This window comes from Zobellia barbeyronii (assembly GCF_018603515.1).
Classification (GTDB): Bacteria; Bacteroidota; Bacteroidia; order Flavobacteriales; family Flavobacteriaceae; genus Zobellia; species Zobellia barbeyronii.
Genome location: NZ_JACATN010000003.1, coordinates 1 through 17,367 on the forward strand (window position 1 = coordinate 1; position 17,367 = coordinate 17,367).

General features: G+C 39.0%; 7 protein-coding genes. 5 read left to right on the plus strand and 2 right to left on the minus strand.

From position 1 onward, the window contains the following. Positions 1–568, minus strand: a 568-nt coding sequence (locus HW347_RS08780; protein ID WP_214611532.1) for a PorP/SprF family type IX secretion system membrane protein, incomplete at its 3' end; no start/stop codon positions are given. Positions 569–597: 29 nt separating this feature from the next. Beyond that, on the minus strand, positions 598–13,884 hold the full coding sequence (locus HW347_RS08785; protein ID WP_214611533.1) for a T9SS type B sorting domain-containing protein: 13,287 nt from the start codon (positions 13,882–13,884) through the stop codon (positions 598–600). 489 nt (positions 13,885–14,373) lie between these two features. Between HW347_RS08785 and thiD the strand changes: the two genes are divergently transcribed. The 5 genes from thiD (at position 14,374) to HW347_RS08810 (ending at position 17,367) form a co-directional block, all read left to right on the plus strand. Beyond that, positions 14,374–15,174 carry a bifunctional hydroxymethylpyrimidine kinase/phosphomethylpyrimidine kinase gene (gene thiD / locus HW347_RS08790; protein WP_214611534.1) on the plus strand — a complete coding sequence of 267 codons (801 nt, stop codon included), beginning with the start codon at positions 14,374–14,376 and terminating at the stop codon, positions 15,172–15,174. Between the two features lie 51 nt (positions 15,175–15,225). Then, the gene (locus HW347_RS08795; protein WP_214611535.1) at positions 15,226–15,528 is read left to right on the plus strand and encodes an ArsR/SmtB family transcription factor; all 303 of its coding nucleotides are present in this window, start codon (positions 15,226–15,228) and stop codon (positions 15,526–15,528) included. A 45-nt stretch (positions 15,529–15,573) separates the two neighbouring features. Beyond that, a complete protein-coding gene (locus tag HW347_RS08800) occupies positions 15,574–15,843 on the plus strand; it encodes a hypothetical protein (RefSeq protein WP_155596965.1) in 270 nt (89 codons plus the stop codon). A gap of 12 nt (positions 15,844–15,855) precedes the next feature. Then, on the plus strand, positions 15,856–16,458 hold the full coding sequence (locus HW347_RS08805; protein WP_214611536.1) for a short chain dehydrogenase: 603 nt from the start codon (positions 15,856–15,858) through the stop codon (positions 16,456–16,458). 159 nt (positions 16,459–16,617) lie between these two features. Further along, positions 16,618–17,367: a 3-keto-disaccharide hydrolase gene (locus HW347_RS08810; protein ID WP_214611537.1), complete on the plus strand. Its 750-nt coding sequence runs from the start codon at positions 16,618–16,620 to the stop codon at positions 17,365–17,367.

Sequence of the window (17,367 nt, forward strand, 5' to 3'; positions counted from 1 at the left end):
AGGAACTGCTGTTCGTATTGGAACCGTCAAAATGTTCCGTCTGTAAAAAGTTCGGCACCGATAGGCCCGCATAGAAATGGTCCGTGTGGTAGTACACCCCCGCCCCGATATTGGGCGAGAACTTGTTATCGATATTGGGAAGGTTGCTCTCCGCACCGTAGTTCCTCAGCTTAGAGAAATCAACGTTCAAAAGATGGCCACCGGCCTTTAGACCGAAGGACAGCTTACCTTCGTCAGACGTCTTTACCGTATAGGAAAAGGCCGCGTCCACGTAGGTGTCCTGGTTCGTCCCGTTACCGATCTCATCGTTGACCACCGACAGCCCCAGGCCTACACGCTTGGAGACCGGCGTATGGAAATTGAGCGTCTGCGTCGTGGGCGCGCCGTCAAGGCCCACCCACTGAGAACGGTGCAGCGCAGCGATACTGAATACCCCGCGCGAACCCGCATAAGCTGGGTTCACAGAGATCGTGTTGTACATGTACTGCGTATACTGCGCGTCTTGCTGGCCGAAGACAGAGACGAGCCCCGCAAACATCGATACGACTGTTATGATTACTTTTTTCATGGTTATTTGGTTTTTTGGGAAACGTTTTTTTATCTGTTGATGTATAAGTAGCCTGCCTTGTTTAGGTTATCTCCTTTGTTCTCATATTTGATCACATAGAAGTATACACCAACCGGTAGTTTCGAATCTGTTTGAATTGTTACTCTTCCGTTAGAAACTCCTCTAAAGGTGTTCGTAACATTATCGTAACCGTTCATTTCATAAACTATGATACCCCATCGGTTATAAATCTGAACCGTGTTATTAGGGTAAGACTCAATATTATCTATTAAGAACTCATCATTTGTACCGTCTCCATCTGGAGTAATGACTTCGTTGATAACAGAAATACCTGTCTCTACCAATTCTGGATCACAACCAGCTTCTAACGTTGGTACACCGTTCAATGAATCACAAGGATTAAGAGGATCTGTTCCGTCTTCTATTTCCTGTCCGTCTAGAATGGTATCGCCATCCGTATCTGCAACATCTGGATCAGTACCTATAGCCTCTTCTTGAGAAGTGGTTAAACCATCTTCATCACAATCAGAGATTAAATAATCACCACCTTGTTCTAAGGTTATGCTACGCTCAATGTAATCACAAGGATCTTCTGGGTTGGTATCATCATCAATCTCTTGACCATTAATTACACCATCACCATCACAATCAGCAACTAAGTAATCACCAGAGAAAGCCAAAGTAACATTCTCTATTACGTAATCACATGGGTCATTCTTATCTGTCCCGTCTGCTTCTTCTTGCGTATCTAATACACCGTCTCCATCACTATCACCTATTTCTCTAAAGTTTACTTCTGGTGTAGTATCATCGTCATCATTATCCGTACCATCGGCACCTGTATCTAAATCATTGTTTACATCTAGACCTGGTGTATCGTCAAAGCCGTCATCTAATCCGTCATTATCAGAATCGACACCTGTAAAGGTACCTTGACCAGCTTCATCAATATCTAGAACACCGTCATCTTCAGAATCAAGGTCTAAGTAATCTGGAGTTCCGTCACCGTCCGTATCTTCTGGAATCAATCCACCTGGGTAGTTTGTATCCAAGCCTACTTCATCAAAAGCATCTGCTGGAACAACATACGCTAAGGTAGGCTGCGCTTCTACGTTATCTGGAATACCATCATCATCAGCATCAATATCTAAGTAGTTAGCTCCACCAGTTCCATCTGTATTTGGTGGTACTGTTCCTTCTGAACTATCTGCTTGACCATCAGTATTTGCATCTGCAAAACCAGTATCATCAGCGTCAATAACACCATCACCATTTGTATCAAGTGCACCGTTACCGGCTTCCACTACATCTGTAATACCATCATTATCTGCATCAATATCAAAGTGATTAGGAATTCCGTCACCGTCAAAATCAAACGCTGGTTCTGTTGTTCCGTTTACATCACCTACTAATGGATCGTTAGGATCATCATCAGAATGGTTAGGAACACCATCATTATCATCATCTGCACTTGGGTCGATTCCGTTGGTCTCCACTAAATCAGCTATACCATCATTATCGTCATCAAGATCTATTGTATCAGGAATACCATCTTTATCGAAATCTAGGATATCTCTAAAATCTACCTGAGTTATATCAGCATCATCTTCGTTATCCGTTGCAATGGCACCTGTATCCAAATCATTGTTTACATCGTTACCAGGAGTATCATCATAGGCATCGTTAAGACCATCTCCGTCAGCATCTGCCAATGGATCAGTCATTGTACCTTGACCTGCTTCTAAAGCATCTTCTACTCCATCAGCATCTGAGTCAGAATCGATATAATCAGGAATACCATCCATATCTGTATCTGCTGGCTCTATACCACCTGGATAATTAGTATCCAATCCGGTTGCATCAAAAGCATCTGCTGGTACTATATAAGCATCAGTAGGTTGTGCTTCCACATTATCTGGAATACCATCATCATCTGCATCTATATCCAAGAAGTTAGCTTCACCTGAACCATCTGTATTTGGTGGTACTGTTCCTTCTGAACTATCTGCTTGACCGTTTCCGGTTGTATCTGCAAATCCGTCATCATTACTATCAATAACACCGTCATTGTTTGTATCAAGATCTCCGTTACCTGCTTCCACTACATCTACGATACCATCATTATCAGCATCAATATCAAAGTGGTTTGGAATACCATCACCGTCAAAATCAAACGCTGGTTCTGTTGTTCCGTTTACATCACCTACTAATGGATCGTTAGGATCATCATCAGAATGGTTTGGAACCCCATCGTTATCATCATCTGCACTTGGGTCGATCCCGTTAGCCTCATCTAAATCTGAGATACCATCGTTATCGTCATCAAGATCTATTGTATCTGGAATACCATCTTGGTCAAAATCTAACATTGACCTGAAATCTACCTCAGCCACATCTGCATCATCTTCGTTGTCAGTAGCAATTGCTCCTGTATCCAAATCATTGTTTACATCTATACCTGGTGTATCATCAAAAGCATCGTTCAATCCGTCATTATCCGCATCGGCTAAAGCATCTGTTAAAGTACCTTGACCAGCTTCTAACATATCAGATATACCATCTGCATCAGAATCATCATCTATATAATCTGGAGTACCATCGTTATCTGTATCTTCTGGCTCTAATCCGCCTGGATAATTGGTATCTAATCCTGTTAAGTCAAACACATCTGCAGGAACTATATAAGCTGCTGTTGGTTGTGCTTCTACATTATCTGGAATACCATCATCATCTGCATCAATATCCAAGAAGTTAGCTTCACCTGAACCATCTGTATTTGGTGGTACTGTTCCTTCTGAACTATCTGCTTGACCGTTACTGGTTGTATCGGCAAAACCAGTGTCGTTACTATCAATAACACCGTCATTGTTCGTATCAAGGTCACCGTTACCAGCTTCCACTACATCTACGATACCATCATTATCAGCATCAATATCAAAGTGGTTTGGAATACCATCACCGTCAAAATCAAACGCTGGTTCCGTTGTTCCGTTAACATCACCTACTAATGGATCATTAGGATCATCATCAGAATGGTTTGGAACACCATCGTTATCATCATCTGCACTTGGGTCGATCCCGTTGGACTCATCTAAATCTGAGATACCATCGTTATCGTCATCAAGATCAACCGTATCTGGAATACCATCTTGGTCATGATCTAATACAGATCTGAAATCTACCTCAACCAAATCAGTATCATCTACATTATCGGTATCTATTGCACCAGCATCTAAATCATTGTTTACGTCATTACCTGGCGTATCATCATAAGCATCGTTAAGTCCGTCTCCATCAGCATCTGCTAAAGGATCTGTTAACGTACCTTGACCAGCTTCTAACATATCCGATATACCATCATCCTCAGAATCCAAGTCTAAATAATCTGGCGTTAAATCACCATCTGTATCTTCAGGAACTAAGCCTGTTGGATAGTTGGTATCTACACCGTCTCTGTTGAAAGCATCCGCAGGAACTATATAACCTGTTGTAGGTTGTGCTTCTACATTATCTGGAATACCATCATCATCTGCATCAATATCCAAGAAGTTTGGATTACCTGCAGTGTCTGTATTTGGTAACGGTAATGGATTTGCTGCTGTATCATCATCAATACCATCATCATTAGCATCTGTAAAGCCATCAACACGACCGTCATTATCCGTATCGGTTCCACCAGCTTCAACAATATCAAGAATACCATCATTATCAGAATCTAGATCGAATGGATTTGGTATACCGTCACCATCAAAATCACATGATTGCGTTAATGTAATACCATCAATTCCAAAATCGTTTCCGATACCTCCGCCTGTGTTATTATCAATAGCGAAAGTCATATTTGTATCCGTAGCCACGAAGACTAAAGAAACTTCTTTCCATTCACCATCGTTAGGAATATCTCCCGAATCAAACTGATCCGCAACAATACCTCCACTATTTAGTACTATCATTGAAACATTTGGTGCAATAGGCGTGTTGCCTAAGAATTGTTCCGTACCGTTATCTGCATATCCAGGATTGAATAAGTTGATAATTGCCGTTTTAAACTCATAGGTTTCTCCTACCGTTAAACCTGTTATGGTTTGTTCGTAGAAACGACCTGCTGTACCATCTGCGTTGAAAAGAGCAAAGTACCCTATCTCTCCAGGAGCATCAGTTGTGTAGTCTTCTATATCTAACCAGAAGTTAGGAATAGGCTCACCTGCTACATATGAAAGACCCATTGAGTTCGTAACCAATGCATAGTTACCATCTGATGGTCTAGGCGCATCATTACCATATGTAGTAGTAATACTAGCTGGCATTGATTTGGTATACGTGTTATAATTATCTGGGTTACCAGCACCGTCTCCAGCACCGTTAAAATAAGTGTCGTTAGCAATATCTGCTACTCCAAAGTCTCCATCAGGAATTAATGATACACTTCCCATACCGCTACACTCTTCCAAATCTGGAATTCCGTCGTTATCATCATCAAGGTCAACGATATCCATAATACCATCTTGGTCACGATCTAGTATAGATCTAAAATCAACCTCAGCAGTATCAACATCATCTTCGTTATCCGTAGTGATGGCACCTGTGTCCAAATCATTGTTCACATCATTACCAGGAGTATCATCAAAAGCATCATTCAACCCATCTCCGTCAGCATCTGCTAAAGGATTTGTAATTGCACCTTGACCAGCTTCCACTACATCTGTAGTACCGTCACCGTCAGAATCTGAATCTATATAATCTGGAGTTAAATCACCATCTGTATCTTCTGGTCGTAAACCGTTAGGGTAATTTGTGTCTACTCCATCTCTATTGAAAGCATCCGCAGGAACAATATAAGCTGCTGTAGGTTGTGCTTCTACATTATCTGGAATACCGTCATCATCTGCATCTATATCTAAGAAATCTGCATTACCGGTAGTATCTGTAGTTAAAGGTATTGTACCTTCTGAACTATCTGCTTGACCATCGTTATTAGCATCTAGAAAACCAGCATCAACACTATCAATAACACCATCGTTATTAATATCCAAAGCATCGTTTCCGGCTTCGTATACATCAAAGATTCCGTCATTATCCGCATCTATATCAAAATGGTTAGGAACACCGTCACCATCAAAATCAAAAGCTGGCTCAACCGTTCCGTTTACATCACCAACAAGTGGATCAGTAGGTGCATCATCTAAATAGTTTACGATACCATCGCCATCATCATCGGCACTTGGATCAACTCCGTTGGACTCATCTAAATCAGAAATACCATCATTGTCATCATCCAAATCAACAATATCCATAATACCATCTTGGTCACGATCTAAAATAGATCTGAAATCAACCTCAGCAGTATCAACATCATCTTCGTTATCTGTAGTGATTGCACCTGTATCCAAATCATTGTTTACATCAGTACCCGGTGTATCTTCAAACGCATCATTTAAACCATCTGCATCTGCATCAGCTAAAGGATCTGTGATTGCACCTTGCCCTGCTTCCACTACATCTGGCGTACCATCATCATCAGAATCTGGATCCAAGTAATCTGGAATTAAATCACCGTCTGTATCTTCCGGTGTTATACCACCTACATATTGAGTATCTAAACCTTCAGCGTCAAAAGCATCATCTGGAGCAACATAAGCTGCCGTTGTTTGTGCTTCTACATTATCTGGAATACCATCATCATCTGCATCAATATCTATGTAGTTTGCACCACCTGTTGTATCTGTATTTATTGGCGCCGTACCTTCTGTAGCATCTGCTTGACCATTGTCATTTGCATCTACAAAGACATCATCATCACTGTCAATAGCTCCATCATTGTTTGTATCTAAAGCACCTGTACCATTTTCAACTACATCTAGAATACCATCATTATCAGCATCTATATCTAAGTGGTTAGGATTAGCATCACCATCAAAATTATCTATTGGTAAAGCTGTACCTGGACCATCTGTAGCTGTTGGTGTTGTATTATCATCTGTATCTACGATATCTGAAAGTCCGTCACCATCTGCATCTATAATAAGTCCTGTACCAATAACACCATCGTTATCTGGGTCTGAACCACCAGCTTCAGTTACATCTGGAATACCATCATTATCAGAATCTGTATCTATTCTATCATCAAATCCGTCACCATCAGTATCAGGATTCTCTAAAGGCGTACCAGGAGTTGTAGCATCTGCAGGATCTACACTATCTGCCAAACCATCACGGTCTGTATCTGTAGCGAAAGTATCTATAACACCATCGTTGTCTGCATCTGGACCACCAGCTTCTGTTACATCTGGAATACCATCATTATCTGAATCTAAATCTATTCTATCTTCGATACCATCACCATCTGAATCTTCATCTGGTAAAGGAGTCGTTGCAATTTCATCTGCAAGACCATCATTATTAGTATCCGTCATAGAAGTTGGGTCACCCGCAATTGGGTAGTCTATATGACCATCACCATCTGTATCCGTACCACCAGCTTCTATAGAATCTGGAATACCATCATTATCTGAATCCAAATCAATACTGTCTGGAATACCATCACCATCTGTATCTCCTGTTTCATCAACATCTAAGATTCCGTCATTATCATCATCAATATCAACCGTATCCATGATACCATCATTATCAGAATCTAATATGGATCTAAAATCAACCTCTGCAGTGTCTAAATCATCTACATTATCTGTAGCAATTGCACCTGTATCTAGGTCATTGTTTACATCATAACCAGAAGTTGTATCATCAAAAGCATCGTTCAAGCCATCAGCATCAGCATCAGCTAAAGGATCTGTGATTGTTCCTTGACCAGCTTCCTCAACATCACTAACACCATCGGCATCAGAATCTGCATCCAAGTAATCTGGAATTAAATCACCATCTGTATCTTCTGGAGTTAATCCAACAGGATAACTTGTATCTAATCCGTTAGCAGCTTCAGCATCTGCAGGGGCAATATAACCCGCTGTAGTTTGTGCTTCTACATTATCTGGAATACCATCATCATCTGCATCTATATCTAAGTAATCTGGACCACCTGTGGTATCTGAGTTAGGAATTGGAAGCGGAGAAGCAGCTGTAGCATCATCCCAACCATCTGTTGTAGCAGTATCATCAAAACCATCTACTATACCATCTCCATTAACATCAAGACCACCAGCTTCTGTAGTATCTGTAATACCATCATTATCTGAATCTATGTCTAAGTGATTTGGAACACTATCTCCATCAAAATTATCTATTGGTAAAGGTGTACCTGGACCATCTCCTAAGGCAGGATCTGTATTGTCATCTGGATCTACAATATCTGAAAGTCCGTCACCATCTGTATCTGTAATTAAACCAGAACCAATTCTACCATCGTTATCTGGATCAGTACCACCAGCTTCTATAACATCTGGAATACCATCGTTTTCAGAATCTAAATCTATTCTATCATCCAAGCCATCATTATCCGTATCCGGATTTGGAATTGGCGTACCAGGAGTAGCAGGACCAACTGGGTCAACGCTATCTGCAAGTCCGTCATTATCGGTATCAGTCATGAAAGTGTCAATAATACCATCACCGTCACCATCCATACCACCAGCTTCAGTAGTATCTGTAATTCCATCATTATCAGAATCTAAATCTAATCTATCTAGAATTCCGTCATTATCAGAATCTTCATCTGGTAAAGGCGTAGCATCAACACTGTCGGCAACACCGTTACCATCTGCATCAACAAAACTATCTACAGCACCATCGCCATCAGCATCTTCGCCGCCAGCTTCTAAAGTATCTGTGATACCATCATTATCTGCATCTAAATCTAAGTAATCTGGATTACCATCACCATCAGTATCAATTGGATCAATACCATCTGTATCTGCACCAACTGCAGGTATACCTGTTAATGGATCAATAGCACCAGGAGCAATAAAGCCACTTGTAGTTTGTGCTTCAACCGTATCTAAAATACCGTCATTGTCACTATCTAAATCGTAAGCATTAATTATTCCGTCGCCATCAAAATCTCCACTATCATCAGTAGTACCATCACCATCTGTATCAAAAACATTTGAAGTTGAATTAATTTGTACACAACCATTCTGTGGTGTACAAGGTGCACTACCTTCTGGACCATCTGTAGTATCATTATCTACTACATCTGCAAGTCCGTCATTATCTATATCTGTAATATTATCAAGAACACCATCACCGTCTGCATCTATATTACCAGAACCACTCTCAACAATATCAGTAATACCGTCATTGTCAGAATCTAGGTCTAATTGATTTGGAACACCATCACCATCTGTATCAAAATTAATACAGATACCGTTAGCATTTAATCCCCCACAAGTTGGGAAATCAGCATCATAATAATTTGGAGTACCATCGCCATCTAAATCATCATCTGGATCAGGTAAGCCCATTGTTGCACAATCCCATCCGTTAACACCATCAAAGGTTGCAGCACAGAAATCTGGATCTTCATAATCTAAAGTTCCGTCACCATCTGCATCGCCATTATAAACTTCAATAACATCCGGTATACCATCATTGTCATCATCTAAATCTAACGGAGCTCCTGAAGCTACAGCAACGGGAATTAAGATAGCCTCGCACTGACAATTGGTACTAGAAGGTAAAAACTCTACTATAAAATTAGTGCCTGAACAAGCAGCACCAACAGTAGTGAATATAATTTCATCTGTAATTGTAGACGAATTAGGAATAGCATCAGCTATAGTACCTGTTGAGATAGCAACACCATCAATATCTCCATTTACATCTGCACAGTATACACTATAAGCATAACCGGCATCTGCATCTACAAGAGCTGTATTTTCAATATCTAACGATAAATGATATTCGTAATTATTACTAGTATCTACCGAAAAGAAACTATCATTTGGCGTTCCAACCAAAATTGGTTTTTCTAATGGCATTATCTCATAAGAAGAACCTGTAGCTACTTGAAAATCTGAACAGCTAGCAGCGGAACAAGTTACCCCAGAAACCGTTACATAGTTTACTATCTGAACTTCTGCCTCATCATCACAAATACCTTCATTGGTAGTGATAAAATCAAAGTCAAAAGTTATAGTAGACCCTGCAGTAACACCTGATGGATAGTTTAATATAAGCTCTTCGTGGTCTCCCACAGTAGCTATACTATTAAACGTTGCTCCGTCTGCACTAGCAAAAGAAGAAGGTACATATTCTATACCCGATCTTAAAGTTACCTTACCAAAATCAGAACCTCCTGTGGTACCGCCAGTAATTGTAGTAACTACATTAATATTATCTGTAACACCACACCCTTGAATTGGCGCACCAAAACCAGGTAAGTTAATTGTGCTTAAAGCATTGTAAGGCGATACTGCACCTTGCGCTTCTATAGAATTAGAAACTATTCTAGAACCATTACCCGCGGCAATATCGCCACACGGTTCTTCTCCGTAAACCTTAAAGGTGAATTCAGAATTGGATATAAAATCGCACTCCAATTGAATTTCAAGATCAACATGTGCGGTTCTTTCATCTATAGAGTTCACAGCAGGATTACCAGCAATACCCTTTAAAGCAAGAATAGCCGTATGTTCCAATAAATTTACTTTAGCTATACCATTTTCTATGGTTACAGTTACTGGCTGAGTATCAGCAGACCCTTTAGGATAAGTAACATCTGTACTTACTATAGTAATACCACCAGCTCCACCAGGAATGGCAAACTGTAAGGAAGGGTTTATTAAATCTCCCAATTGTGCACTAATAACATCAACTCCTATATCAAACGGAGTACATAAATCTTGTGCCGTACTAGGTTGATTCGTAATGCCTACCTGTACTTGTGAACCTTTTGGCTCTAATGTTATAGAAGTAGAATTCTGATAACAGGTAGCTCCCACTCCTAGAAAATCTGAAGTATCTATACTTGCATCTGGATAGCCAGGGTAACCTGAACAATCCCAACCATGCTCAACAAGTACGGTCAAATTTTCACACTCATCAAAATCTGCTTTGAATCGTATAGATTTTGTGGCACCTGAAGCAACAGAACCTGCTTCAATCCACGTTTTATCTCCAGATTGATAAAAATTAACTGGAGTTTCTAAGCCACCAGATACACTAGACGCGCTTGTGATGTTTATACCAACTGGAGCAGTAACTTGCAACCAGTTAAAATCTACTGCTTCTGGACTGGTGTTACTTATATTCGTATCAAAATCTACCGTATAGGCATCACCATTAATAGTAGGTAGTGGTGATTGTACAATAAATGTAGGTTGTGTATAACTAAAGGTATTCTTATAGCTATAACTTGAAGGTACAGGCGTTGCATATGCAAAATCGTCATAATTAACGGTAAAGTCATATTGCGTTGACGCAGGTGACTCACAAGTTCCCATAAATTCTACATATAATCGTGGTATTATTGTACCACTTTGATCTCTATTTCTAAAATTAGGACCAGGAGTAATGGTTATTTGACCACCACTTTCTGTCGCTATAAATTCGCCAGTAGTTGTTGAATATGCACCTTGAAATTGTATTGATGTAACATTTCCTGTAAATCTAGCCCCTTCAGGAATATCTATTACAGTAGAAGTCCATAATGTCAAAGGTCTGTATTCATCAGCATGCATATCAGCCGGTGCCATATTTTTTACCATATTATATATGACTCCATTAGATGGCGTACAACCATTAGTAGCATGAGCTAGGTTACCTCCATAAATTCTAGGTCTAGAATAATAGGCTCGATCTCCCCAAGTGTCGCACCCTACTCTATTAGGTGCAGTGTTTGCCGGGTAATCAGTAAAAGCAAAGAATTCACCTCTTAAATTGGTAAGTTCAAAGTAAGCTATATCTTGAAAATCTTTACTAAACTCAAAAGTCAATTCAACTTCAACAATATCTCTATTTGTAGCGTCTCCTTCAAATAAGTATGCTGCGCTTATTAAATCTTTTTCATCGCTCAAATCAAAACTTAACATATGCTCTGTAGAGCCATTGGTAGTTAAAACCGGTGCTGCATTAATTACACCAGAACTAGAAGTGCCAGCACTATTATCATTAATAGTAATTTTAGTATCTATCAATGTAATGATATCCGAACCACCAGCAGCTAAACTAGCTGTATCATAAGTTAAATCGAAATAAAGGTTATCTAATGAAATACTATTTATAGAAGCTGTAGTGGTAATCTTCATTTGATCACCTGCTAAATATTTATTGATACCATCTGTATTATCATCTAAGACAACTTTAGTGGTCATGGTATCATCTGTCCAACCAGCGGTAAGTCTTCTGGCAGTAAAGCCTTCAATTGCAGGACCAACACAACCACCTGGGCAATGCGTATATATATTTACTGTACCGCAATGAATATCTTGTGTCCAACAAACACCAGCAGCACTTGTTGCCGTATAGTTCGTTTTATAAGGTATTGCTTGATTACCATTTGGACCACATGTAAAAGTCATAGGAAAATCTACCCATTCTTTAAATCTTCCTGCATACATGTCTGTTGTTGAATACGTTACTTCGTTCCCGCTTTGCGTAAAACCAGCTGGTAATGGTGTTTGTAACGCCATACCTGTAGGTACTGTAAGGGTTATACTCCATACTGAAGAGGCATCATTAGAAAACATAGCAGTACCGTCTATAGTAGGTAAACCTGCTCCACCCGCATAGAATGCCGGGGCAATACTCACAACAAAATCCTCATTATTTACGATGTCCGTTGGTGCTTCAACTTCTGTAACATCTTGGTAATCTCTAATAATATTGAAATATCCAATATCGATACGTTCAGGAATGCGATCACTTTTACATTGATCTTTAAAATACGTATCTATATAGGTATGCTCCCAAGCCATGTAATCAAATCTAGCCACACCACAATTATCTTTAGGTGTTACTGTAAAATCGAACGAAAACTCTGTAGCTTCCCCTGGTGGTAAATCATCAAACCAACCATCATTATCTAAATCATCAAAACCTCCCGGTCCATCAGGATCGGAAGCAAAAAAGTTTGGTGGTATAGAAACTGTATTACCAGAACCTCTTGTAGCATATACTGTACTTGGTCTATCTTGAGGTGTAAAAGAAATACCGGAAGCAAACCTAAAATTAGAAACATCTCTGGTATCATAGAAGTCAAAATCCCAAAGCGGGTTTGTAGCAGCAGTACTCACAGGAGAAGCATTTGCGCCACTACCAATATTAACACCTAAATCTAAGGCCATAGAGCCTACAGTAGTATTCGTATTTTCTATTCTAATCGTATAGGTAACTGCACCACATAAATCTGGTGTAGTAGAACCTACTTTTGAAATGGCTATATCCGGTACATTGGCACCAAAATTTAAAGAACCTGTTTGTGGTTCTGCCGCTTGGCACGTTTCGCCAGGGCTACAACCCCAATAGGTATTGTGTACTATAGCGGTATCTAAACAGTCATCTACCCTAAAGGCTTCTTGAAGAATAATTACTTCGCCATTATCAAAGCAATTATTTCCATCACCAACAGTCCCTGCAAAAGGAGCTGCGTTTAAATCTATATTATAAGTCAAAACCTGACCTGTTGTGTTAACTGGCGTTAAAAGCGTACCATTATAAGATAAGGTATACAGGTCATCTACATCTTCACCTAAATCTACATAATAGGTAAATGTTTCCGTACAACCATTACCACCTTGTGCTAGAGTAATATCTCTAGTGTACGATTCGCCAACATTTGCATCTACAGTTGGTATGGCAGAAATATTTAAAGAAGCGGCCAATAACGGATAAGAAGCTATAGTTACTTCCGTATCCGAATCTGAGTTAGCTCCACCGGCATCTTGAAAATTAATAGTATGTGCATCTTTGAATAACCCACCTGAGTTAGAATGCGCCACCGCATCACAATTTGCACTACGTTCAAAAGTAAAAGTTACTTCATCACCAACATCCCAATTTGCATCACTAGGACGCAAAATAGTAAAAATAGGGTCAGAAGGCGTACCACCCTCCCCTATTGAGTATTGATCTGAAGCAATTGGATTACCAAATGAATCTGTTTGCGAAGTTATACTTGCCGTCCCTGAGACATATTCCACACCGGGCGGAAGGTCAAAAGTAATACTGAAGTCATGACAAGTAGCATTCTGACCTCTAATAAGGACTTCTTCAAGAGAATTGTTGACTCCTCCACAGGTAGCCAAATTTTGAGGTGTCAATAGAACCGTGTATCGGTTACTATCGATTTGTGCGTTCGAATTGATAGCATAGAATAGTACAGCAATCAAGGTAAGAACACTGGTTTTAATGGAAAAATTCATAGTGCGGTGGTTAGTGTTAAAAATATAGGTTTACCTTAAAAGTAGGTAAAAGACTACATATAAATAGTTAATGTTATCAAATATATCATTAGAAGAAAAAAAAAACCACTATTTGTTGTCTGCCAAGTGATCATTGTATGTGAAAACCACTTTTTTGTATATGAGATAACGAAGGAATCGTGCACTTAATCGATAACCCCAATAATAACAATACTTTCAAGAGTGTGTATTTATAAAAAAAAATGAGAATCAACTATAACGTTGTAGTAACTTACTTTATAATTCTAACTTTAAGTCCATAATTTGCGTTATTATTTAACAGTGAAAAAGTCTGTGAGCAAGTGTGAACGTCAGGCTGGGCAATAAATTAAGTTTTAAATAAAATGTAAGAATTTTTAATGCGATAATAGCCATATCTGCCCACCTCCTTTTAAAATAATTCTATACATTTACTTCTCTTATATTCCCACAATTGTATTATTTGTAGTTATGACCACAAGCTATCCTAGTGTACTTACCATAGCCGGAAGCGATTCTGGTGGTTGTGCCGGTATTCAGGCAGATATTAAAAGTATTAGTGCCAATGGCGCTTTTGCAGCATCTGTCATTACAGCTACTACCGCTCAAAACACGCAGGGCGTTTTTGATATTCACCCCATTCCTGTTACCCATATACGCAAACAATTAATTGCGGTTCTTGAGGATATTGATTTTGGCGCTATTAAAATAGGAATGCTCCACTCTGCAGATGTTATAGAATTGGTACAGAAGACCCTTAGGGAATACCCTATTAAGAAAATAGTTTTGGATCCTGTCATGGTGGCTACCTCTGGAGATAGACTTCTCAATAAAGCTGCACTAGGGAATTTGAAATCTTTTTTAAGCGATGCTTACCTTATTACTCCTAATATTCCAGAAGCTGAGATTTTAATCGATAAAAAAATAGATGCTCAGAAGCTTGGTGAGGCCGCAAAAGAAATAGGGAATACATTTAAAACTTCTGTTTTATTAAAAGGAGGGCATTTGGAAGATTCCGAACAAATGACCGATACCCTATTTTTATATGACACCCAAAAAAGCATTTCCATTTACAACAAAAGGGTACAAACAAAGAATACCCATGGTACAGGATGCACTTTATCTTCTGCCATAGCCGCACAATTAAGTTTAGGTCTTCCCTTAGAAGAGGCCGTAAAGAAAGCCTGCTCCTATTTAAATAAATCCATTACACAGGGTAAAGACAAAACTTTGGGTAAAGGCAACGGTCCGGTACAGCATTTTCCTAAATAAAAAAATGTTAAATCTTAAACTACATATCGATAAATACCGATATTTGCATCTATGGATGTAAAAGAAGCAGTTGAAATTAGTAAATGTTTATCTAATCAGACTCGAATGCAGATAATGGAATGGCTGAGAGAACCTGAAAAGAATTTTCCTCCTCATATTAGCATAGACCATTTTGATGATGGCGTCTGTGCTACATACATTCACGAGAAGTCTAAACTATCGCAATCTACCGTTTCAAATTACTTAACCAATATGGAAAAGTGTGGGTTATTGGTTATGACCAAACACGGAAAATGGTCTTATTATAAAAGAAATGAGGCTATAATTACTGATTTTGCAAAATATTTATTATAAAATTATTAACCTACAAATCGATATATACCGATATTACTATTTAAGATGAAGTTATTAATTGATGTTTTCGGATGGACGGGCTCGGGGCTCATCATCTTGGCCTACGCCATCACAATGATGGAGAATAGAAAGTATTTAGGCTACAGTAAGTACTTAAACCTACTTGGTGGATTATTAATCGCGGCAAACTGTTATTACTACAGTGCCATTCCCCCATTTGTATCCAACTTGTTGTGGAGTATTATAGCTACCCTTACTATTTATAAGACTCGAAAAAAAAGACCAAAGCAGAATAATAGAAAACGTTTGACCTAAAACAAAAGAGCTATGAGAATCTTGATTATTGGAGGACACGGAACCATCGGAAAAAAAGTAAGTGCTCATTTTTCTGAAGATAATGAGGTACTAATTGCCGGCAGAACCAATGGTGACTTCTTGGTAGATATAGAAGATATTTCCTCTATTTCTAAAATGTTTGAGAAAACCGGCCAATTAGATGCTATTATTTGCATAGCCGGCGAAGCCAAATGGGCCAATTTCAACGACCTTTCTGAAGACGATTTTCATATTGGATTAAATAGTAAATTAATGGGGCAAGTAAACCTTGTTCGTCTAGGTCAAAATGTTCTTAACCCTAAAGGTTCCATCACCCTTACTACTGGTATTTTGGCAGATGACCCTGTGGTTATGACTACCAGTGCAGCTATGGTAAATGGTGGCATTCATAGTTTTGTACAGGCGGTAGCTTTAGAATTAGAAAATGAAATTCGAGTCAACGCTGTTTCTTCCGGTATGGTAGAAGATGCTTACGAAAAGTATAAAGATTATTTTCCTGGGCACAATCCTATTCCCATGAAAAAAGTAGTTAATGGATACGTTCGCAGTGTGAACGGAAAAGGCAATGGCGAGGTCATTCGCATCTACGATTAAAACACCTTTTTTTTTATTACCCCCTATTTTGGCAACTAAACCTCGTTTATTTGCCAAAATCAACTCGTTTAAAACATATGTGGTAGTTTAAAAAATGTCTGTTGTCCTAGTTAAGGCTATAAATTTAGAATTTACGGCCTCATTAGAACATGAGAACAGATGAAAACTAAAATCACTCCCGTTGTAACATTACTGCTTTACTTTTGTGCCTTTTTTTTATTTTCTTCTCAAAAAAATGCACCCGAAAAACCATCTTCAAATTGGGTAAATCCTTTTCCTAAAGATGGATTAGGCAAGAGTTATTCAATTACTCCAAATGACCTGCCCGATAATCAACAATTATTCAATATAAAAAAGAATAAAATAGAGGTTCTCTATGCTTGGAAAGGAGACGAAGCTCCCTTTGGAATGATTACCACTAATAAAGAATACAGCCACTTTAATTTTGAGCTAGAATACAAGTGGGGAGAGCGCAAATTTGCCCCTCGCTTAGAAGCAAAAAGGGACGCTGGTATCGTCTTTCATATTAAAGGAGAAAAAGTTGTCTGGCCCACATGTCTTGAATGTCAAATTCAAGAAGGTGACACTGGTGATTTATGGGTTATTAAAGGCCCAAAAGTTAATTGGTTCCAAAAAGATGGTTCTACTTTATTATTAGATTCTAGTGGTGAAAAAGACTATCTAGAAGGTGATAAATACAGTAATCATGAAGTTGATGGTTGGAACAAAGTACGCGTAGAAGTAAGAGGTTCAAAAAGTGCCAAATTCTTTGAAAACGGACAATTGGTTAATGAGCTAAAGGACTTTTTAAATGCAGATGGCACTCCGTTAGGAAAAGGAAACATTGCACTGCAAGCAGAAGGCTCTGAAATAATCTATAGAAATATCAGGATTCAAGAAGTAAAATAA